Genomic DNA, 20,311 nt, shown 5'->3' with positions numbered 1-20,311 from the left:
GCTCTTTTTGCTCGCCGGGGGCTGGGCGCACGGTAAGGCATCGGGTACTTTGGCCTGCCATGTCCGTCCGGTTCCGTCTCCCGTTCGCCCGCCAGGTGCTGATCTTGCAGATCGCCGTGGTGGTCGTCGTGGGCTGCGCCGGATACGCCCTGGTGGCCTGGCGGCTGGACGGCGAGCTGCGCGACCAGTTCGGCCAGCGCGCCCTCACCCTGGCCCGCAGCGTCGCCGCCGACTCGGGCGTCGGCCGGGCCGTGGTCGCGGGCGACCCCGGCCACGTGGTGCAGGACCGCGCCGAACGCGTCCGCCGCCGGGCCGGGGCCCTGTTCGTCGTCGTCACCGACCGGCACGGCATCCGCTACTCCCATCCCACCGAGGCGCTGCTCGGGCAGCGCGTCAGCACCGACCCGTCCGCGGCGCTCGCCGGACGCGAGGTGGTCCGCTTCGAGCGCGGCACCCTCGGGCTCTCGGTGCGCGGCAAGGTCCCGCTCTACGACCCGGCCGGGCCCGAACGCGCCGGGCACGTCGTCGGCGAGGTCAGCGTCGGCTTCGACGCGGGCGCCATCGACCGCGAACTGGACGACGCCCTCAGCGGGCTGTCCGCCTTCGTCGCCGGGGCGCTGCTGCTGGGCGTCCTGGCGTCCGCCGCGATCGGGGTCCGGCTGCGCCGCCAGACCCTCGGCCTGGAGCCGTACGAGCTGGTCGAACTCGTCCACGAGCGCGAGGCGGTCCTGCACGGCGTCGGCGAGGGCGTGGTCGCGGTGGACGCCACCGGCCACGTCGCCGTCTGCAACGCCGAGGCGGTCCGGCTCCTCGGCACCCGCCTCGAACGCGGCGTCCCGGCCGAGGACCTGGACGTCCCCGGTCCGCTCCGCGACGTCCTCGCCGGGCGCAGCCCCGCCGCCGACCTGTTCGTCACGGCGGGGGAGCGGGTGCTGGTCGTCAACCGGCGCGAGGTCCGCCGCCGCGGCCGGGACCTCGGCGCGGTCGTCACCCTTCGCGACCGCACCGACGTGGAGACCCTCGCCCGCGAACTCGACTCGGTGCGCACGCTCTTCGACGCCCTGCGCGCCCAGCGGCACGAGTACGCCAACCGCCTCCACACCCTGTCCGGGCTGCTGCACCTCGGTCACCACGAGGAGGCCGCGGGCTACCTGGGGACGCTGGTCGCCGAGACCTCCGGCGCCCCCGCCACCGAGCCCCTCCCCGCCGACCCGCTCTTCGACCCCTACCTCCAGGCGTTCCTGTCCGCCAAGGCGGCCGTCGCCGCCGAACGCGGCGTCCGGCTCGACGTCGGCCCCGGCAGCTTCGTCCCCGGAGGCGTCACCGACCCCCTGGACGTCACCACCGTCGTCGGCAACCTCGTCGACAACGCCGTCGAGGCCGCCCGGCAGGGCGACCGGCGGCCCGCCTGGGTCGAGGTCGAACTCCTCGGGGACGGCCCCGACCTGCACGTCACCGTCGCCGACTCCGGCCGGGGCGTCCCGGACGGGTTGCGCGACGAGATCTTCCGCGACGGCGTCACCACCCGGGAGCCCAACGGCGGCCGCGCCCGCGGCCTGGGCCTCGGGCTGGCCCGCCGCACCGCCCGCGCCCGCGGCGGCGACGTCACCTTCGCCGCCCCGCCCGGGGAGAACACCGAGGACGGACGGACCGGAGCGGTCGTCGTGGCACGACTGCCCGGAGTGCTGGGAAAGGAGGCGGACCGGTGACCGACCCGGACTTCCGCGTGCTCGTGGTGGACGACGACTTCCGCGTCGCGCAGGTCCACGCCGGATTCGTCGCGTCGGTGGACGGCTTCCAGGTCTGCGGAACCGCGCACAGCGCCGCCCGCGCCCGTGAACTCGCCATCGAACTCGACCCCGACCTCGTCCTGCTCGACGTCTACCTCCCCGACGCGTCCGGGCTCAGCCTGCTCTCCACCCTCGACGCCGACGTGATCATGGCGACGGCCGCCACCGACGCCGCGTCCGTCCGCGCCGCCCTCGGCCAGGGCGCCCTGCACTACCTGGTCAAACCGTTCGCCGCCGAGGCCCTCACCGCGCGCCTGGTCGGCTACGCCCGCTACCGCCGCGCCCTCGCGGGCCCCGGCGAACTCACCCAGGACGCCGTCGACGCCGCCCTCCGCGAACTCACCGCGCCCCTGGCGGCCGGCTCCGCCCGTCCGTCCGGCCGCACCCCGGTCACCGCCCAGCTCGTCGCCGAATCCCTGCGCCGCGCGGGCGTCCCCCGCTCGGCCGCCGAGGTCGCCGAGGACGTCGGCATCTCCCGCGCCACCGCCCAGCGCTACCTCGCGAGCCTCGCCCAACGAGGCCGCGTCCACGTGGCCCTCCGCTACGGCGCCACCGGCCGCCCCGAACACGAGTACTCCTGGTCTCCCCGTTAGCCCCCGGTCAGGTCGAACGAGTCGTCGTGGGCGTCCGGTGAAGCGTCGCCCCGCTAGAGCGACAGGACGTGGCCGGTGATCTCGGAGGCGGTGATGCGGAGGAGGAAGGGGGCGGGCTCGTCCTTCCTCGGGGCGGGCACGGCCGGCTTCCGGACGGTGTGCCGGTCGTCGACGACCTCGGCCGGGCCTCTGACGACCACGCTCCAGCCGGTGTGCGGCGTCGGCCCGACGGCGTCGGCCTCGAAGGTGAGCAGGCGACCGGACCGGACGGCCCGCACCCCGCTCCCGCCGATGGCGCGGACGACGATCGCGTCGCCGTCGACGACGTACGCGACCGGCACGACGACCGCGCGGCCGTCGCACGCGCACCAGGCGATGCGGCCGACCGTGACGCCGCCCAGCAGGCGCAGGCAGACGTCGCGGTCGAGATCGGTGTCGATCGTGGTCATTCTCGGTCCTCTCCGCCCGTGCCTCAGTCGGCCCGCCGCGCGCCACGCGGATGCTGGCCCCGGCGGGACTCCCAGTCGCGCGCGATCCGCTGCAGCCGCGTCGACATCCGGTCGGCCGTCAGGGCGATCGCCTCGTGCAGGGACGCCGCCCGCGCGTGCGCGTGCACCGGCCGTCCGTTGAGGTCCACGCGCACCGACACCGCCGGCACGGGCTCCTGCGTCAGCGTCGCGTGGACGTACAGGACCGGCTCGTGGGCGTGGGTCAGCACCCGCGTGAACGCCTCCCGCGCCCACTCCACCTGACCAGGCGGAACGGCTCCGTTGAACGTGAAGGCGATCGTCTGCGCGGCGCTTCCCGCCCCGGCGGTGACGGGGTCGTGGGAGTCGATGATGTGAGGCATGGCGTCTCCTACTCGGGGCCGGACGGACGGACCGTCCGACGCTCTGTCCGATCACCACGATGGCCCGTGGAGATCATCACGCCCAGGGCCGATGGTCCCTGCTCACGGCCCGATCGGCCCTCGGCGTCCTGATGCCGCTCTCAGCGGTAGGCGGCGTGGTCGAGGACGAACCGGAAGAACTCCCCGTCCCGCCAGTCGGCCGTGCCGAGGCCCCAGCCCGCCTGGGCCAGGGAGGGGACGGTGAAGCCGTCGAAGGTCCGCTCGCGCTGCACGCGCATGCCGAACAGGTGCTCACCGAAGCCGTCCCCGCCGGGATCGCCCCAGCGCGGCGTCGCCACCGAGATCAGCTGTCCGGACGGGAGGACGGTGAGGGTGACGGGATGGACGTCCGAACCGATCGCCACATGTGCGATCGCGCTCGTGTCGTCGAGGTGCTCCCACTGGATGGCGGGGGACAGCGCCGCCGCCGGGGCGAGGACGAACTCGGACGCCAGGCGGCCCGCCGCACTGCGTGAGGCGTCCGAACCGGACTCCGAGATCATCGGAAGCCGCCCGAGGATCCGCCAGTGCGTCCGCCCCTGGCCGTTCCGGTACTCGTCGAAGCCGGTGACGGGCAGTCCGCCCCGCCTGGTGGTGGCGGCCCAGACGAAACCCTGGAACGGCCTGAGGACCTGCTCGGCGTCGTAGGGCCACCATCGCCCGTTGACGCGTATGCGGCCGTGCGTCTCCAGAAGCGCCGTCGTCAGCAGCGGCGTGCCGGGCGCGATGGCGTGCAGCAGCCAGCGCCGGGCGGCCACCGGAAGGCGGTCGGCCAACTCAGGAGTGAACGTCCCGACGGGGCCGCTCGGCAGGGCGAGCCGCTCCCAGTCATGCTGTACGTCCTCGGTGAGCCGGGGACGCCGGGTCGGAGACTCGGCGGGTGGATACGCCACGAGGTTCAACGTTGCTCCGCGCATGCCTTCACCCTCTGCCGTCCGGAACCTCCCGGAACAGGGACGAACGGCCCTTCCTGTCCGCCGAAGGGCTCGGTTGTCTCAGCTGCGGAGCGGCACACCTGACATCACTCGGGCCGGGCGCGCTACCCGTGCGGAGAACCGCTGCCCGAACCCGGCATCGACGAAGCCGGGTTCGGGCAAGGCGAGCGTTCGGGAGTGCGCTCAGTTGGACGTGGCGGCCAGGCGCAGCCCCAGGCCGATCATCACTGCTCCGCTTCCGGCGTCCAGCGAGCGGCGGACGCGCCGCCGGGTGAAGAACGCACGCATCGAGCCGACGATGTTGGCGAGAAGGACGAACCACGCCGCGCTGATGACCACGGCGATCGCCGAGAGCAGCAGGGTGTCGGTCGCCGCCGGATGCGCCCCGAGGAACTGCGGCATCAGCGCGACGAAGAACGCCGCGGCCTTCGGGTTGAGCAGGTTGGTCAGCAGCGCGCGCCGGAACCCGTCGACGATCGCGTTCTCGCCACCTGCGCTCGCCGTCGTCTCCAACGGCCCCTGATCACCCCGGTACGCCGCCATGAGCGCCTTGGCGCCGAGATAGAGCAGGTACACGGCGCCTGCGATCTTCGTGATGGTGAAGGCCGTCGCCGACGCGGCCAGCACGGCCGCCACTCCGAGCGCGGCGGCGGCGGCCCAGACGAACACGCCGCACGCCACGCCGAGGGCCGCCGCCATCCCGCCCCGGCGTCCGGTGACGGCCGCCTGCCGCACGACGACGGCGAAGTCGGGTCCGGGCGACATGGCGCCCAGCTGGATCACCGTCGCGAACGCGATCACTTGCCCCGTGGTCGCCATCAGCGCTCACCCTCTCGTCCGCCGGCGGACGAGGCAGCGGCTCGGTGCTCGTCCAGTTCGAGATCGATGAAGGCGCTGACCATCGCGCGCCACACGAGCTCAGCCACGCTCGGGGACAACCCCGCGTCCACGGCCCGCTCGCGTGCCGTCTGGACGACCTGCTCCACACGGTCGGACGCTCGGACGGCACGCTCGTCGGACTTGAACGCGGCCGCCTGCCGAACCAGAACCTGCCGCTGCGCCAGAAGGCGCACCAGATCACCGTCCAGCGCGTCGATCCGCGCACGGACCTCGACCAGAGAGGTGGGATCGGACATCGAAGGATCCTCCTGTCGGATTCGGGGCCGCCGCCAGAGGCCGGCCCCAAGCCGAGAGGTGGAGGGCCGATCTCCGAAAACCGGCCCTGTTCACGCGTGCGCTACAGCCGGTTCAAGCCCGGCCACCAGCCCGCAACGCGCAAACCACAATGCATGTGGCAAACCTAGCACCGCACGACCAAGGAAGATCAACAAACGGCGATGCCGTTCGCCGCGGCTCAGCTGAACTCGGCGGCCACGACGTCGGTCATCAGGTGGATCCCACTGGTCCAACGAGCCGGAGCCCAGTCGCCGTTCATGTGGGCGACGATCGTGCGGTGACCCTCACGAACGTGCAGCACCCAGGGATCATCCCCGCGAAAGCTCGTCGCCGCAGCGGCCCGAGACGGCACCGAGGCCCTCGGCCCGAACACACCCGCCGGAGCGCGCCAAACCGGCATGGCCACGTTCAAGCACTCGGCGGGCGTGCGTTAGTTTGCCCGCCATGACCGATCTCGGGGCCATCGCCTGGCCGCCCGTCCCGATCAGGACCGAGCGGCTCGTCCTGCGCGAGTCCGAGGCTCGGGACCGGGCGGCGTTCATCGAGTTGTTCGCCTCGCCGGAGGTGGGCGCCTACGTCGGTGGTCCTCGACCGCGCGATGAGCTTGAGCGCGCGATGCCCGAGGTTCCCGGGCGGCGACCCGGCTTCTTCGTGATCGATCTCGACGGCGCGATGATCGGCATGATCACGCTCGATCGGCGCGACGCGGAGCTCCAGGGGCGCGTCCGTCCGGATGGCGGGGAGACCGGGCTCGGCTACCTGTTCCTGCCAACGGCCTGGGGACACGGGTACGCCGCCGAGGCCTGTGCGGCGGTACTCGACTGGTTCGCCGACGTCCTTCCCGGCGAGCCGGTGGTGCTCTGCACTCAGACTGCCAACGACCGCGCGATGCGCCTGGCTGCGAAGCTGGGCTTCACCGAGGTGGAGCGGTTCGAGGAGTACGGCGCCGAGCAGTGGTTCGGCGTGTGGTCCCCGGTCGCGTCGTCTGCCTGAGGCGGTCCGCCCACCTCGGGACCAAGAACGGAACCGTCTGAGCGCCCGTACAGATCAAGCGCTGCGGTCCTCCTGTGGCGCGGGCAGGTAGGGGCTGAAGTGGTCGGCGACGATGTCGGCGACGGCCGCGGCGTCGTGGGATCCGTCGACCTCGACCACGCGGATGCCGAGGCGTCGGGCGGACCGGACGGCGTCGTCCGCGACGAGGCGGTCCCGCTCCCACCGGTTCCGGTTGGCCCGTTCGGGGTCGCTGACGTCAGTGGCGACCGCGGCGGCTCGTGGGAGTTCGTGGATCTGGCGGTCGCGGAAAGCCTGGGTGGGCACCATGACGACCATCCGCCGAGGGGAGTCGATCAGCGGGGCGACCAACTCGGGACGGAGCCCCCAGCCTTCGGCGACGATGGGGCGCCCGGAGACCAGGCCGCGCAGGTCGTCCAAGGCCCATTCGAACCGGACCGGAAAGCCGGCCAGCGTTTCGGCGGCCATGTCCTCCGGGGTGGTGTTCACCCAGGTCTGATCGGGGTCCGGGGCGGCAGGAGACTGACCGAGCTGGACGCGCCGAGCGATCCGGCGGTCGTTGTGGCCACGGGCGTCGTGGTAGTCGTAGTGGTAGGCGGTCAGCCCATATCGAACGGCCAGCAGCCGGGCGACGGTGGACTTGCCGGCCCACTGCCCGCCGCTGATCCAAAGGACCCGGCGAAGCGTCCCGAACGGATCCCACACTCGCTCTTCAGCGTCATTCCTGGTCACAGCTCTCCTCAGGCGAGGCGTCAGACGCCCGTTGCACAGGTCACCCCAGTCTCCCTCCCATCAGAAGGCGTGGTGCGCTTCGGCTGCACCCCTCAGGAGGCTCCTCACAAGTTCACAGGTGGTCGCGGCCGTGAGAAGTAGGAACGTTGTGCGTCGATTCGATGGCGGTGCAGGATCACCTCGTGTGAGGGCTCGTACGTACCGGGTCATGCCCTTCGAAAGGGAGAGCTATGGGCGAGTTGGCCACCCCGCAGGAGTTGATCGCGGGTACCGATTGGGAACAGCTGGAGGTGTTCTTCGGCCCTGGCGACGAGTCCGGTGTCCGGCCGGTCGATGAGCTGCTGACCGTCATGGCGCACGGTACGCCTGCCCAGCAGGCACGCGCGGTGCACGAGCTGGGTGAGGCGATCAACCATCAGTGCTCCGTCACCGAGGCGACCGCTCCGGCGATCCTGGTGGTGGCGGCCCTGCTCCGCCATCCAGCCACGGCGGGCGTGGTGCTGCCCGCCGATCTCTACCGCAATCCGCCGCCGCTACCGCTGCGGGCCGAACTGTTGGAGCTGATCGGCAGCGTGACCGTCGACATCGGCCATGCCGCCGAGGAGAGCACCCGCCGCTTCGGCACCCCGCCCTCGCCCGCCGAACTCGCCGTCCGCGCGACCCGCCCGGCGTTGTTCGCGGTCGTGCGGGACCTGCTGGACGATCCGGATTTTGACATCCGGCACGCCGCCGCCCGCGCCATCACGCCGCTGTTGGAAGATCCCGAACTCGCCGCACACGGTCCCGTTCTGCTGCCCCGGGCGAAGGCCATCGCGGCCGACCTGCACCGCCATCGGCCCCTGGGCAGGCCCTGCCTGGACATCTCAGCCGATACTCCGGCCACTCCCCGCTCCTTTGACGAACCACTGCCCTGGTGAACTCCCCAGGGCGACCGAGAACGTGGACAGGAGCGTGGAGCGCTCATACCTACCGGCATCGCGGGCCGAAGTGGCTACGGATGGGTGAACGGCGGGTCGCGGTGCAGTCCCGCCCTTCAATGAGCTGTGATGCGGGACGGCCGGTGGCGCGGTCTCGGGCGCGGGGACGAAGTGGTTGCGGCGAAGCCATCGATCTGTTCCTCCACCCGTCCTTCTCATGGGCGGCGCCCTCGATCCCGTATTCCCTGAACTCAGTTGATCTCGGTCTGGGATATCCGTTTGCTGGACAGATGGGGCCCGCGCGAGGATCAGCAAGTCCCGACAAGAGGCGTCGCCGGGGCGCCCGAGGTCTGTGGACCGAACCGGTGGGAGTAAGAAGCGGCTCACGGGGCGGCCGTATGCGTGACACGCGATCGGTGTCCTGAGTAGACCCCGCCGGAACCCGGCTCAGCGAAATGGAACGGAGCTTTGGCTCCCTGATCGTAGCCTCGGCATGGTGTCCGACTTGCTGATCGGTGCTGCGATCATCAGAGGGTGCGTGAACTTGATGAGCTGATCGATACAGCGGATCCGGCGTGGCCGCATCTTCAGGAAGAGCTCGCGGCAAGTGCGGTTCCGTTGAGGGCGTTGCCGGTGGATCTGGCAGAGGCCGGCCGGTCCCTGCTGCAGATGCAGATCACCGCGCGATCGGTGCTCGGCGCAATGACGCTGAACTGCGGCGGTCTGATCCTGGATGACGGCTGGCTGCGGGTGTTCGCAGGCGGAGCCGGCCACAGTGCTGACGGGCTCCCGAGCATTGCCCAGGTCAACCGGTTTCCCGCCTCTTTCGACCCTGAATGGCAGCCGGCCGGAGGCTTGGTCGTCGGCCACGATGTGGTGGGCGGTGTGTTCGCCCTGAACGGTGCCGATCCGGTGGCAGCTGGTCGGCCTGGCGCGCCTGGGCAGATGACCTACTTTGCTCCCGACACGTTGGAGTGGGAGGCCATGGAGGTTGGCCATTCGGCGTGGATCTCCTGGCTGGTGTCCGGTCAGCTTGCGAAGTTCTACGAAGGCCTGCGTTGGCCTGGCTGGCGAGAGGAGGCCGCAGAACTCACCAGCTCCCAGGGGATCACTGTGTATCCGTTCCTGTGGACTGAGGAAGCTCACGCAGATCTTGCCGCTACTCACCGCCAGGCGGCGCCGATGCGTGAGGTTCTGGGCGTGGCTGCTGACTTCGCCAGGCAGGTCGGCCTGGCTTCTCCGGGATTCCTTGGCGAGGTGTAGCGCGACGGTTCGTTCCGTCCTCGGTTCGGATGTCACGGCTCATTCCGATGGCTTCGGCGAACGGGAAGGCCGAGAGCGACGCTGGTGCCAATCGGGGACCCGCGGTTGATCTGGGCTGGTGCGTCTTCGGCTCCGGCGAGGCTGACCTCAAGTCCTTCGATCTCGCCGAGCCTGCCTTCGCGTTCGGCCGGCCGTCGGTGATCAGGGACGCACACATGGTTCATATTGCGCCGAGGGCAGGTCTGCGCCTGGGGAGCCGGTACAGGTGTCGTCTCGGCCGCAGTGACAAGCCGTACTCCGAGGAGATAGGCAGGTCGGAACCATTCGAGATCGCTGGGATCTTCGATGGTCTTGGTGGTCGGTGGGTCAGGTCGTACGGGCGATGAAGATGAGGAACAGGGCCAGGGTGACCGCGATCACGACGCCGAGGACGGTGATGGTGATCAGGGCCGGGCGGCGGGTGTCCCACGACGCCAGGCTCGGGTAGATCTTGGCGAACTCCTCGGCGCTGACGGCTTTCTCGAGGTCGTCGCAGGGCACGCCCAGCGCGCTCACCAGCCGGTCGACGTCCTCGCGCGCGTAGTAGTGGCCGGAGTACACCTTGGCGAGCAGGTCGTCCTGCGCGTCGAGGACGAACAGGATCTCGTTGGGAACGTTCCGGGGTCCCTGGAGGACGACCGCGCGAACCACGCGCGCGACGCTCGTCCGCGATTGGCGCTGCCCACGGAACAGGCCGCGGACGATGAGCTCCTGAGAAGTCAGGACGATCCGGGAGCGGTAGGCGTCCCCGATCGCCACGACGAACAGGACGGCGGACACCGCGGCGATGACCACGGCCGACCCCCGGCCGAGCTCGAACACCGCGGTCGCGGCGAGGATCGGGCCGACCACCGCGATGATGCCAAGGTTGACCCCGGCCTTCCGCTTGCTCGGCCGGAGCACGAGGTCACGCTGACCTTGAAGCACGGAACACTCCTTGTCGGCCGTCGAACCAGGCATCACGTCCATGATCGACGATCTTGGACACCCTCGAAGTGTAGGCGCTCGCCGGTCGGCGGGAGCGCCCGGCCGGCAGTCCGCGGCCCCCGGACGACGCGTGCCCTCTTGATCCAGGTTCGGCCCCGGGTACTTCCGAAGCGGGGTGAATAGCGTCATGAGGCGCCTGGCCTGGCCGCCGTCTCCAGTGGGCTCACAGGAGGTCCAGTGTGTCGAGGGCGAGGTAAGCCGCGGCGGTGTCGGTCAGTTCGCCCCGGCGGAGCACGCGGGTGCGGAACTCGTCCAGGGCGAGGGTGACGACGTCGATGAACTCGGTGCGCTCCGGTTGCGGCTCGGCGACCTTGACGCAGTTGGTGGCGACGAAGACGAAGCGCAGGGCGTCGGAGTACGCGTCGTGCCAGTACGATCCGGCGGCGCGGACCTCGCCCCGGTAGCCCGTCTCCTCCAGCAATTCCCTGCGGACGGCGTCCAGCGCCTGTTCACCGGGGTCGATGGAGCCCCCGGGCAGCTCGTACAGCACCCGATTAGGGCCGGGCCGGTACTGGCGGGCGAGGATGACGTGCTCGTTCGGGGTGAGCGCGAGCACCGCGCCACCCGGCCGCTCCCGCTTCAGGAAGAACTCCTCCTTCCCTCCGTCGGGCAACTCGAAGTCGACACGGTCCACGGAGCGGCCGAACTTGCTGAAAACAGTGCTGCGTCTGATCTCGCGCCATGCCACGACAGGACTGTAGGTCACAGTTGCGAGCCACCCGGGCGAATCGCGGCGGCGCGCTGACCTCGCGGAACGGGTCGATGGTGAGACCCGAAGGGCGACATCGGTTCATACGAGGCCAGCGCGGAGCGGGGTCATGGCCGTGAGGACGGCGTGGCCGAGAGGAGGTTATGGCGGTCCAGCCAGGCGGCGATGGCCTTGCCGATGGCGTCGGGCTGGTCCTCGGGGGCTTGGTGGCCGGCGGGTCCGATCCCCTCGACCTCGAGGGCGGCGATGTTCTGGCGGGCCCAGTCCACGATCTCGGGGGAGGCGATACCGACACCGTCCTCGACCGTGAGGAGCAGCTTGGGCACCTCCGGGCTGCCGGCGAGCCATTCGCCGTAGGCGTCCATGCGCTCGGCCACATCGGCCGGCTCGCGGTCGAAGGGGATCTCGCGAGGCCACTGGAGGAGCGGACGGCGCGACGCGGGGTCGGGGTAGGGCGCCCGGTAGACGTCGTGGTCCTCTGGGCTGAGGCCGGTCTTGATGGCGAAGGGGTGGGGCAGGGCGTACTCGATGGCGGCGTTCTCCTCCAGCAGTAGCCGCTCGCCGACACCGGGAGTGCGCAGCGCCTTGGAGTGTTCGATCACGTCCTGCGGCAGCTCCGCCCACATCTGCGGGCGCAGGAACGTCTCCATGAGGACGACGCCGCGCACCTGGTCAGGGTGGCGGGCGGCGCGGTCCAAGGCCAGTGCGCCGCCCCAGTCGTGGCCGACCAGGACGGCGTCCTCCAGCTCCATGGCTTCGAACCACGCGTCCAGGTAGCGGGCGTGGTCGGCGAAGCGGTAGCCGATGTCGGGCTTTCCGGAGGCGCCCATCCCGATCAGGTCAGGGGCGAGGACCCGGGCGCGGTCGGCGACGTGCGGGATGACGTTGCGCCAGATGTGGGACGAGGTCGGGCTGCCGTGCAGGAACACCACGGGCGACTCGCCCCGCCCGATCTCCGTGTAGGCGAGGTGGGAGTCGATGACGGCGACAGTGTGCATGATCGTTGGCCCTTCGCTGAGTCGGCACCTGGACTCTAGATCTGCACTCTTCCAATCGTCAACAGTCCAACTAATTCGGATGCAACAATCATCGGGCTAACTATCAGGACTGCTAGCATCGCGCCAGGAGGTGAGGCTCGTGCCCGATCAGGCAACGAACGTCGTCGACGACGAGTCCGGCCCACTGCACGCGACCACGGGCCATCTGCTCCGCCGCGTGTTCACGACCGTCACCGCACACGCCGTGCAGGACGGTCCCCAGTCGCGGGAGTTCGTGGTGCTCGACATCCTCGCCGACGCGGACGCCCCCTCCCAGCAGGACCTCGCCCACCGGCTGGGCATCAACCGCACGATCATGGTCAGGCTGCTCGACCGGCTCCAGGAGGCGGGCCATGTCGTCCGCATCCGCAACCCGTCCAACCGCCGTACCTACATGCTGTCCCTGACCGAGGCGGGCCGTACCGCCCTGGACGGCATGCGCCAAGCCGTCGCCGACCGCGACGCCCAGCTCACCGCCGCGCTCACCGAGCCCGAACGGCAACGCCTCACCGCGCTGCTGACCATGCTCGTCGCCGACGACGGACCCTCCGCCATCCACAGCGTCGAGCACCTGATCGCTCAAGCCCACTACCGGCTGCGCCGTCTTGGGGATCACCGGCTCGAGGCGTACGGCCTGCGCACCCGCCACTTCGCCCTGCTGCCCGCCCTGGACCGGCTCGGTCCCTGCCCGCAAGAGCAACTGGCCCGATACCTGCACCTGACCGGACCGGCCACCGCCTCCCTCGTCGAGGAGCTGGTGCAGGCCGGCGTGGTGTCCCGCGGCCAGGACCCACATGACCGGCGGCGCTATGCCCTCCAGCTCACCGACCTCGGCCGCGCCCGCATCCCCGTGGTGCGCGAAGCCCTGGAGAGCATGGAACACGACATCGACGACATCCTCGGCCCGGACGGCGCCGAAGAACTCCGCACCCTCCTCACCAAGCTCCTGCCGTAGGCCGATCGACGCGCCCCGCCGCACCGTCCAGCAGCAGGGGCCGCTGCCAAGCCTGAGCTCGGACGGATCGGAGATCAGAGGTGGTCAAACATGCGACCGCGAGTGTGCTGATCTTGTGTCGAACGTGGGCCGACGCGCGGTGGAGGATGGCGCTGATCCGCCATCCTCGGCTGGGCTGCTGGATGGCCCCCGGAGGACACGTGGAGGACGACGAGAACCCCGCCGAGGCCGCGATCCGTGAGGCGGTCGAGGAGACCGGGCTCAGTGGATTGCAACTCCTGCCCTCCCCAGGCCCGCGCCTGCCGGAGGGCTTTCCGCTTCACGTGGTGCCGCAGCCATGGTGGATCACCGAACTGACGAGTTGTCCTCCCGACAACCACCTCGACCAGCCTCACGGCCACATCGACCACATCTGGCTGGTGCGGTGCACGGATCCCACGCCGACCATGCCGGGCGAGCATCCCCTGGAGTGGTTCACCGCCGAGCAGGTCGCTTCCCTCCAGGAGACTCCGTCCGACACCAAGATCCTTGCGGCCATGGTGTTCGCCGCACTCGACGACCCCGATGGGCTCTCCCAGCTCACCTCGGCGTTGCGGTGAGGCGATGTCGCCGCAACGAGAACGCGCTCCCCAGGAGGACGGGCGCGGCCTGAGCACGCGTCCTGGTAGCAGGTGCATCCCTACGGGGGAGCTCAACATGAACCGCAAGCCCGTCCTCGGCGCAAGCTGACTTCCTGCGGTTCGGGTGAGGGCGATTCCTTTTTGTGGTGGCCGAGGTCTACATGGTGGGAGGCACGGCCTGTGACGGGCCGGTCGGTCTCCTCATGACGTCGACCAAGAAGGCTGATCGCCAATGAGCATTCCCGCGACCATGCGCGCGCTGCAGCAGACATCCCTCAACGGTCCGCAGGACATGCGCCTGACCACGGATGCGCCGGTGCCGAGCCCCGGCCAGGGCGAGGTCCTGATCCGCGTGACCGCCGCCGGGGTCAACTTCGCCGACATTTCCAAGTCCCACGGCACGTTCGCCGACGGCCCGCAGCCGCCGTACCTGGCGGGGTTCGAGGCCGCGGGCGAGGTCGTCGCGATGGGGCAGGACGTGACCGACCCGCAGCCGGGGGCCCGCGTCGTCGGTGTCGGAACCGGCGCTTTCGCCGAGTACATGGTCCTGCCCGCGGCTGCGGCGGTACCGGTGCCTCCGGGCTGGACGGAGCAGCAGGCACTGGGGCTGGTCGTGAACTGGCCTACCGCACTGGCCGCGCTCAAACCTCTCGGCGGCATCACCGCCGGGCAGATCGTGCTGATCCACGCCGCGGCGGGCGGGACCGGCCAGGCAGCGGTGAGAATGGCCAAGCACTACGGTGCGACGGTCATCGCCACCGCCTCGCCGAGCAAGCACGAGACGGTGCAGACACTGGGAGCCGACCACGTCCTGGACTCTCGCAGCGGCGACCTCGCCGCCGAGGTGATGGAGCTGACCGGCGGTTCCGGCGTCGATGTGGTTCTGGAGTCCGTCGGCGGCAACACCTTCGCCGCCAGCCTGGCCGCGGCCAAGCGGGTCACCGGCCGGGTCATCGTCTTCGGCCTCGCGGGCGGCGAAGCCGCGATCACCAACTGGGAGCTGGTCTACAAACACCAGGTCCACATCATCGGCCTCAACATCGGTGTGCTGATCCAGGCGGCACCGCAGATCTTCGGCGAGCTGATGGGGGAGTTGTTCGCGCTGATCGCAGCCGGCGTCCTCGTCCCCACCTCGCCGATCACGTACGAGCTTGCCGACGGTCCGAAAGCGCTGACGGACCTGGAAGCCAGGGCCACCGTCGGAAAACTGGCCCTCCTGCCCTGAAAACCGCCCGGCTTCGCGCCGGTGACGCCCCAAAACCGGGGCATTCCATGACAGGAGTTCAAACAGATGACCGCAACCGTGGGCCCGGCCGCCGAGCGGACGGCGCGACTCGTCGCGATGTACGACAGGCCCTCCGACGTCGACGCGTTCGAACGTCACTACAACAGGGACCTCGCCCGGACGTGTCGCGGCACCAGGCTCCCGGCGTGACATCGGATCTGCGGACGGCGCCGAATCACGACCGGTTCACCGCCGAGACCGAGCGGTTCCGCCGGGAGCTGCTGGCGCACTGCTACCGCATGGTCGGCTCGGCGCACGACGCCGAGGACCTGGTGCAGGAGGTCTATCTGCGGGCGTGGCGGTCCTCCTCCGGATTCGAGGGCCGGGCGTCGATGCGGTCCTGGCTCTACAAGATCGCCACCAACGTCTGCCTGACGGCGTTGAAGCCGCGTCCGATCCGAGTGCTGCCCTCAGGTCTGACAGCAGCCTCCCAAGACGGTGCCGATCGTCCGCCGACGCCCGTCCCGCCAGGCGAGGTCTCGTGGCTGGAACCGCTGCCGGACGCATGGACGGCCCCGCCCGCCGACGACCCGGCCGCGGTGGTGGTCGAACGCGAGTCGCTGCGGCTGGCGCTCATCGCCGGCCTGCAGCACCTGCCCGCCCGCCAACGAGCGATCCTCATCCTGCGCGAGGTGCTGGCGTTCTCGGCGGCCGAGACCGCGGAGATCCTCGACACCACCACGGCGGCGGTCAAGAGCGGCCTGCAACGCGCCCGTGCCCGGCTGGACGACCTGGTGCCGCAGCCCGAGACACTGCTCGAACCGACCGACCCACGGGCACGCGCCCTTCTCGACGGCTACATCGCAGCTTTCGAGAACTCCGACGCCCGCCTGCTGGAACAGGTACTGCGCGCGGACGCCACGCTGGAGGCCACCCCATTCCGCGAATGGCAGGCGGGCCGGACGATGTGCATCCACCTGCTCGACACGTACGTGCTAGGCACACCGGGCGACTGGCGGATGATCCGCACCACGGCCAACGGCCAACCCGCCGCCGTCGTGTATCACCGCGACTCGGACGGCACACTCCGAGCCGACGGCGCAGTCGTGTTGGCCCCCACCACCACCGGCGTCTCCCGAGTGATCAAGTTCCACGCCCCCGACCTGGCCGCGACGTTCGGCCTCCCGAACGTGCTCGCGCACTGACACCATCACGAGGGGGAACACCGACCGGGCCATGACGGTCACAGTGGCTTGATCACAGGGAGACGCGCGCGACCTTGTCGCGGACGGCGCTCTCGACGTCGACGCCCATCCGCGCCGCCAGGATCGCCGCGCAGATGATCACGTCGGCGATCTCGTCGGCCGCGGACTGCAGGGTGAACTGCTCCAGCTTCTCGGCTCGCTGGTGGCGGATGGACCCCAGCACCTCACGGTGCAGCTCCCCGGCCTCCTCGCCGAGCTTGGCGGCCGCGGCGAGCAGAAAGAACGCACGGTCCTGCTCGGAGTCGCCGAGGTTGAACTTCTCCGCCAGCAGCATGCCCTGCCGATCGGCCCACCGGCCGAGTTCCGCCAGCGTCATCCCGTCCTGGCTACCGTGTTCGTCGGGCGTGGTCGGGGTGGTCGCGGAGTTGGCCTTCGGAGCCGTCATGGGTTCTCCTGCGGTGCGTCGTCCGGGTCGCGGGCAAGCCTCGAGTGTGCCCGACCATACGCGGACCGGTACCTCCTGGGGGCGGAAGTGGGCGCGCGGCCCGCGCCACGGTGTCAGCCTTGGACGAGTGTGCTCATGCCCGCGGCCCTCACAGCTGCGATTGACGTGTTGAGCAGGCGTCTGGCCGCTTCGCGGGCTGCCCCGGAATCGCCTCGGCCGACCGCGTGTGCGATCTCCTCCATGTCGGCGGAACGTTGGGACTCGTCGCGCAGCACCGCCATGAGGCCCGTTGCGGCCGGTGACTGCTCGACCGCGTGGATGCCGCCCATCAGCGTGTTCAGCGCAAGACGGTAGGGGAGGCTGTCCGCACCGGTGACGAGTGCCGTCCAGTACGCGACGGTGTTCTCCGAAAGCTCGAGATCCGTCATCGCGTCCGTCGGCAGCAGCTTCAGCAGTCGCTCGCCGACCGATGGCGAGCGCTCGGCGCAGAGGGCGGCGGCGTCGGCGCCGATGCATGCGCGAAGCTCGAGGACGCCGACGGTCGCGTCGCCGTTCAACCGGCCTCCGCGCACGATCAGTTCGGGGAGCAGATCGAGCCCCGCGTGCTCGGCGATGTTCAGCACGCGGGTCGCTCCGCCCTGGTTGACCTCGACCAGGTTGCCCTGCTGCAGCCGCTTGATCGCTTCGCGGACGGCATGCCGGTTGGCGCCGAACGTCTCGGCGAGCTCGCGCTCGGACGGGAGCGTGTCCGTGAGCCTGCCGTCGAGGATCGCGTTCATCAGCTGGCGGTGGATCTGGCCGGAGAGCGGCTGGGTGCCCACGGGGTGAAGAGTCACGCGCCAAGCGTACTGAGCGGAGCGAGCACTGCACTACTCATTGTCTGGTTGGACCAGTAACCCTATGCTCGGCCCCATGAGCCTCCCCTCGCTCCTCCTGCTGCTCTCCGCCCCGGTCTTCGTCGTCGGCATGCTGGTGGAACTGCTCGTGCTGCGCCGTCGCCGGATGCCCTCCTACGACAGGCGCGACTCGGCCCTGAACATTGCGACGGCCCTCGGCAACCAGATGGTGAGTGTTCCGTGGGCGATCGTCGAGGCCGCGGTGCTGCTGTGGCTCCATTCGGTGATCCCGTGGCGGCTCGACGGCTGGGCGGGCTGGGCCGCGGCGATGATCGCGGTCGACTTCGCGTACTACTGGTACCACCGGGCGCATCACGAGATCCGGGTCCTCTGGGCCGTGCACGTGGTTCACCACAGCAGCGAGCGGTACAACCTCTCGGTCGCACTTCGGCAGCCACTCCTCGCGGTCACGACACTGCCGTTCCTGATCCCGGTGGTCCTGACCGGTGTCAGTCCCGGAATGCTGATGACGTGTTACGCGCTCAACCTCGTCTACCAGTTCTTCATCCACACCGAGCTCGTCGACAGGCTGTGGGCGCCGGTCGAGCTCGTCTTCAACACCCCGAGCCACCACCGGGCGCACCACGGATCGCAGGAGCAGTACCTCGACCGGAACTACGGCGGGATCCTGATCCTCTGGGACCGGCTCTTCGGCACCTTCGAGCCCGAGGGCGAGCGTGTGCGCTACGGCCTCACCACGAACCTCGGCACCTACGACTTCGTGCGCGCGCAGACCCACGAGCTGGTGGCGATCGCCAAGGACGTCCTCGGCGCTACGAACTGGCCCGACCGGGTCGGATTCGTCCTCCGGGGCCCCGGCTGGGCGCCGAAGCCCCACCTCCAGGAGGCCGAGGCCGCCGGATGATCGGCCGGGCCTTGGACGGCTCCCGGATCACCTCCGTCTTCAGGAGCGGGTGTCATTCGGCGAGGGCTTCCGCTGCCGAAGGGGCGTTGTCGTCGGTGGTGGGGCGGTAGGCGGAGGCCTGGAGGTCGTACAGCTCGGCGTACAGGCCGCCTGTGGCGAGGAGCGTGCCGTGGTCGCCTTCCTCGATGACCTGGCCGTCCTTGAGGACGTAGATGTGGTCGGCGTGGCGGACGCTGGCGAGGCGGTGGGTGATCAGCAGGACGGTCCGGCCGTGTCCCTGGGCGTGGACGCGGATCTGCTCGAACATGCGGTGTTCGGCGCGGGCGTCGAGGGCGGCGGTCGGTTCGTCGCAAACCAGGAGCGGCGCGTCCCGGTAGAAGCCGCGGGCGGCGGCCAGGCGCTGCCACTGCCCGCCGGACAGTTCCTGGCCCCCGTCGAAACGTTTGTCCAGCAGGGTCTCGTAGGAACGGGGGAGGGTGTCGATCACCTCGTCGGCTCCGGAGTCGGCGGCGGCGGTGCGCATCCGGTCGTGGATGCGGGTGTCGGCCAGGTCGTCGCCCATGGCGATGTTGTCGGCGGCGGTCATCGGCCAGTGGGTGTGGTCCTGGGCGACGACCGCGATGTTGTGGCGCACGACGTCGAGGTCCAGCCCGTTGACGACGGTGTCGTCCCAGTGGATCCGTCCTTCCTGCGGCGCGTACAGCCCGGAGATGATCTTGGCGAGGGTCGTCTTCCCGGACCCGTTCTCCCCGACCAGCGCGACGACCTGCCCGCGCCGCAGCCGGACCGACACGTTCCGCAGCGCCGGTTGGTCGCTGCTGGGGTAGGTGAAGGTGATGCCGTCCACGGTGATCTGACGGAAGTCCCGAAGCGCCTGGACGGCCACGGTCTCGGCCGCAGCGTCGTGCGTGGTCGAGAGCTCGAGGCGGCCGGTGGACTCATCGGACATCTCGACGTAGGCGAGGTAGTCGGAGAAGTACAGGCCGTCCTCGTAGGTGCGGTTCAGGGCGTGGACGAGGTTGAGCAGCGACTGCTGACCAGTGCGAATCGCCAGGACGGCCGTCCCGGCGACGGCCAGCGGCATCATGCCCTGCCACAGCAGCACCCCGAGCGTCGCGTACAGCCCGGCGGTCACGATTCCGCGCAGCACGTCCCCGTAGGCCTGGGTAAGGGTGCGGCTGCGCGCCACCCGCACCAGGACGCGGCGGACGTGGTCGGCCAGGGTGCCGTACTGGCGGAGCAGATACGGCCGTACCGTGAACGACCGGACCTCGGCGGCGTGACGGCGCTCGGTCATGAGATCCGAGAGGATCCAGGCACGCCGGCGGACCGCGATCAGCGACAGCTGCGCCCGGTACCCGAGCCGTGCCGAACGGATCGCCGCCCAGGCCTCGGGGAGCGCGGTCAGTATCAGCAGCGGCAGCAGGACCGGATGCAGGATGCCCAGGGCTCCGGCGGCCGCGATGACGCCGATCGCGGCCGTGCCGAGATCGACCGCGTTGTCCACCATGGACGTGGCGGACTGCAGGCCGCGAACCTGCGCCCGGTGCAGCGCGTCCTGATGGTCGCTGTCGTCGAAGCGCGCCAGGTCGACCGCCGTGGTCATCTCGTACAACCGCTGCTCGACGATCCGCTCGACCTGCGGACGCAGCCGGGCCTGCGACCACTGCGCCAGCAACGTCAGCGAGGCCCGAATGGTGATCGCTGCTCCGACCAGCGCGAGCGCCGGCACGGCGGCGCGGACCCGATCGGGCGTGGGCCCGGCGGCGAACAGCGCGGTGAGGACGCGGGTCGTGGCGAGCAGCCCGAACGCCGTGAACACCCCCGCGATGGCGTTGAACGCGACGGTGAAGACCAGGTCACGGCGGTTGGCCTGCCAGCCGAGCCGTCCGACCTGCCCGATCAGGCGCGGCAGCCGGCGGGTCATGGTGAGCGTGCTGGTCTCGGCCATCTCCTGCGACCGCCGCGCCCACCCTTTCCACGCCGCCAGTTCAGGACCGAGATCCGCCGCGGCCTCTTCCT

Annotated in this window: 24 protein-coding genes; 11 read left to right on the top strand and 13 right to left on the bottom strand. The window is 70.3% G+C overall.

Annotation, left to right across the window (positions count from 1 at the left end; all coding sequences use genetic code 11):
- The first annotated feature begins 59 nt into the window (after window positions 1–59).
- A complete protein-coding gene (locus AB0L06_RS08865; protein ID WP_500230355.1) occupies window positions 60–1,709 on the top strand; it encodes a sensor histidine kinase in 1,650 nt (549 codons plus the stop codon).
- Window positions 1,706–2,383: a response regulator gene (locus tag AB0L06_RS08860; RefSeq protein ID WP_500230354.1), complete on the top strand. Its 678-nt coding sequence runs from the start codon at window positions 1,706–1,708 to the stop codon at window positions 2,381–2,383. The genes AB0L06_RS08865 and AB0L06_RS08860 overlap by 4 nt, the downstream gene beginning before the upstream one ends.
- 53 nt (window positions 2,384–2,436) lie before the next feature.
- Here the strand turns inward: AB0L06_RS08860 and AB0L06_RS08855 are convergent, their stop codons facing one another.
- The 6 genes from AB0L06_RS08855 to AB0L06_RS08830 form a co-directional block, all read right to left on the bottom strand.
- Window positions 2,437–2,832, bottom strand: coding sequence for a pyridoxamine 5'-phosphate oxidase family protein (locus AB0L06_RS08855; RefSeq protein ID WP_500230353.1), 396 nt, complete (start codon window positions 2,830–2,832; stop codon window positions 2,437–2,439).
- Between the two features lie 23 nt (window positions 2,833–2,855).
- The gene (locus tag AB0L06_RS08850; protein WP_500230352.1) at window positions 2,856–3,233 is read right to left on the bottom strand and encodes an HPF/RaiA family ribosome-associated protein; all 378 of its coding nucleotides are present in this window, start codon (window positions 3,231–3,233) and stop codon (window positions 2,856–2,858) included.
- Window positions 3,234–3,373: 140 nt separating this feature from the next.
- The gene (locus AB0L06_RS08845; protein ID WP_500230351.1) at window positions 3,374–4,189 is read right to left on the bottom strand and encodes a DUF6544 family protein; all 816 of its coding nucleotides are present in this window, start codon (window positions 4,187–4,189) and stop codon (window positions 3,374–3,376) included.
- A 201-nt stretch (window positions 4,190–4,390) separates the two neighbouring features.
- Window positions 4,391–5,026, bottom strand: a complete 636-nt coding sequence (locus AB0L06_RS08840; RefSeq protein ID WP_500230350.1) for a LysE family translocator — start codon at window positions 5,024–5,026, stop codon at window positions 4,391–4,393.
- Window positions 5,026–5,343 carry a chorismate mutase gene (locus AB0L06_RS08835; protein WP_500230349.1) on the bottom strand — a complete coding sequence of 106 codons (318 nt, stop codon included), beginning with the start codon at window positions 5,341–5,343 and terminating at the stop codon, window positions 5,026–5,028. The genes AB0L06_RS08840 and AB0L06_RS08835 overlap by 1 nt, the downstream gene beginning before the upstream one ends.
- A 218-nt stretch (window positions 5,344–5,561) precedes the next feature.
- Window positions 5,562–5,684: a hypothetical protein gene (locus AB0L06_RS08830; RefSeq protein WP_500230348.1), complete on the bottom strand. Its 123-nt coding sequence runs from the start codon at window positions 5,682–5,684 to the stop codon at window positions 5,562–5,564.
- Between the two features lie 143 nt (window positions 5,685–5,827).
- Here AB0L06_RS08830 and AB0L06_RS08825 point away from each other — a divergent pair, with 143 nt between their 5' ends.
- On the top strand, window positions 5,828–6,376 hold the full coding sequence (locus AB0L06_RS08825; RefSeq protein ID WP_500230347.1) for a GNAT family N-acetyltransferase: 549 nt from the start codon (window positions 5,828–5,830) through the stop codon (window positions 6,374–6,376).
- Window positions 6,377–6,430: 54 nt separating this feature from the next.
- Here the strand turns inward: AB0L06_RS08825 and AB0L06_RS08820 are convergent, their stop codons facing one another.
- Window positions 6,431–7,126: a hypothetical protein gene (locus AB0L06_RS08820; protein WP_500230346.1), complete on the bottom strand. Its 696-nt coding sequence runs from the start codon at window positions 7,124–7,126 to the stop codon at window positions 6,431–6,433.
- A gap of 239 nt (window positions 7,127–7,365) precedes the next feature.
- Here AB0L06_RS08820 and AB0L06_RS08815 point away from each other — a divergent pair, with 239 nt between their 5' ends.
- On the top strand, window positions 7,366–8,043 hold the full coding sequence (locus AB0L06_RS08815) for a hypothetical protein (RefSeq protein WP_500230345.1): 678 nt from the start codon (window positions 7,366–7,368) through the stop codon (window positions 8,041–8,043).
- A gap of 534 nt (window positions 8,044–8,577) precedes the next feature.
- Window positions 8,578–9,306, top strand: coding sequence for a DUF2625 family protein (locus AB0L06_RS08810; RefSeq protein ID WP_500230344.1), 729 nt, complete (start codon window positions 8,578–8,580; stop codon window positions 9,304–9,306).
- A 366-nt stretch (window positions 9,307–9,672) separates the two neighbouring features.
- Here the strand turns inward: AB0L06_RS08810 and AB0L06_RS08805 are convergent, their stop codons facing one another.
- The 3 genes from AB0L06_RS08805 to AB0L06_RS08795 all read right to left on the bottom strand — a co-directional run bounded on the left by AB0L06_RS08805 (window position 9,673) and on the right by AB0L06_RS08795 (window position 12,039).
- Window positions 9,673–10,272 carry a hypothetical protein gene (locus tag AB0L06_RS08805; protein ID WP_500230343.1) on the bottom strand — a complete coding sequence of 200 codons (600 nt, stop codon included), beginning with the start codon at window positions 10,270–10,272 and terminating at the stop codon, window positions 9,673–9,675.
- Between the two features lie 223 nt (window positions 10,273–10,495).
- Window positions 10,496–11,020: an NUDIX hydrolase gene (locus AB0L06_RS08800; protein ID WP_500230342.1), complete on the bottom strand. Its 525-nt coding sequence runs from the start codon at window positions 11,018–11,020 to the stop codon at window positions 10,496–10,498.
- Between the two features lie 128 nt (window positions 11,021–11,148).
- A complete protein-coding gene (locus AB0L06_RS08795) occupies window positions 11,149–12,039 on the bottom strand; it encodes a haloalkane dehalogenase (protein ID WP_500230341.1) in 891 nt (296 codons plus the stop codon).
- Between the two features lie 139 nt (window positions 12,040–12,178).
- On the opposite strand from AB0L06_RS08795, the gene AB0L06_RS08790 reads away from it, so the two are divergent.
- From AB0L06_RS08790 to AB0L06_RS08770, 5 genes are all read left to right on the top strand, one after another.
- Complete coding sequence (locus AB0L06_RS08790) at window positions 12,179–13,033, top strand: MarR family winged helix-turn-helix transcriptional regulator (RefSeq protein WP_500230340.1); 855 nt, start codon at window positions 12,179–12,181, stop codon at window positions 13,031–13,033.
- Between the two features lie 146 nt (window positions 13,034–13,179).
- Window positions 13,180–13,632, top strand: a complete 453-nt coding sequence (locus AB0L06_RS08785) for an NUDIX domain-containing protein (RefSeq protein ID WP_500230339.1) — start codon at window positions 13,180–13,182, stop codon at window positions 13,630–13,632.
- Window positions 13,633–13,885: 253 nt separating this feature from the next.
- Window positions 13,886–14,878 (top strand): NADPH:quinone oxidoreductase family protein, encoded by a 993-nt coding sequence (locus tag AB0L06_RS08780; RefSeq protein WP_500230338.1) that lies wholly within the window; start codon window positions 13,886–13,888, stop codon window positions 14,876–14,878.
- 66 nt (window positions 14,879–14,944) lie between these two features.
- On the top strand, window positions 14,945–15,088 hold the full coding sequence (locus tag AB0L06_RS08775) for a hypothetical protein (RefSeq protein ID WP_500230337.1): 144 nt from the start codon (window positions 14,945–14,947) through the stop codon (window positions 15,086–15,088).
- On the top strand, window positions 15,085–16,083 hold the full coding sequence (locus tag AB0L06_RS08770; RefSeq protein WP_500230336.1) for an RNA polymerase subunit sigma-70: 999 nt from the start codon (window positions 15,085–15,087) through the stop codon (window positions 16,081–16,083). The genes AB0L06_RS08775 and AB0L06_RS08770 overlap by 4 nt, the downstream gene beginning before the upstream one ends.
- Before the next feature lie 52 nt (window positions 16,084–16,135).
- On the opposite strand, the gene AB0L06_RS08765 is transcribed toward AB0L06_RS08770, so the two are convergent.
- A complete protein-coding gene (locus AB0L06_RS08765) occupies window positions 16,136–16,528 on the bottom strand; it encodes a hypothetical protein (RefSeq protein WP_500230335.1) in 393 nt (130 codons plus the stop codon).
- A gap of 113 nt (window positions 16,529–16,641) precedes the next feature.
- Window positions 16,642–17,349 carry a FadR/GntR family transcriptional regulator gene (locus AB0L06_RS08760; RefSeq protein ID WP_500230334.1) on the bottom strand — a complete coding sequence of 236 codons (708 nt, stop codon included), beginning with the start codon at window positions 17,347–17,349 and terminating at the stop codon, window positions 16,642–16,644.
- 91 nt (window positions 17,350–17,440) lie between these two features.
- Between AB0L06_RS08760 and AB0L06_RS08755 the strand changes: the two genes are divergently transcribed.
- Window positions 17,441–18,289, top strand: a complete 849-nt coding sequence (locus AB0L06_RS08755) for a sterol desaturase family protein (protein WP_500230333.1) — start codon at window positions 17,441–17,443, stop codon at window positions 18,287–18,289.
- 52 nt (window positions 18,290–18,341) lie between these two features.
- Here AB0L06_RS08755 and AB0L06_RS08750 read toward each other — a convergent pair whose 3' ends face one another.
- Window positions 18,342–20,240 carry an ABC transporter ATP-binding protein gene (locus AB0L06_RS08750; protein WP_500230332.1) on the bottom strand — a complete coding sequence of 633 codons (1,899 nt, stop codon included), beginning with the start codon at window positions 20,238–20,240 and terminating at the stop codon, window positions 18,342–18,344.
- Window positions 20,241–20,311: the final 71 nt, after the last annotated feature.

The organism is Spirillospora sp. NPDC052269, assembly GCF_040679435.1.
Classification (GTDB): Bacteria; Actinomycetota; Actinomycetes; order Streptosporangiales; family Streptosporangiaceae; genus Spirillospora.
This window is presented reverse-complemented; position numbering and strand designations above follow the sequence as displayed.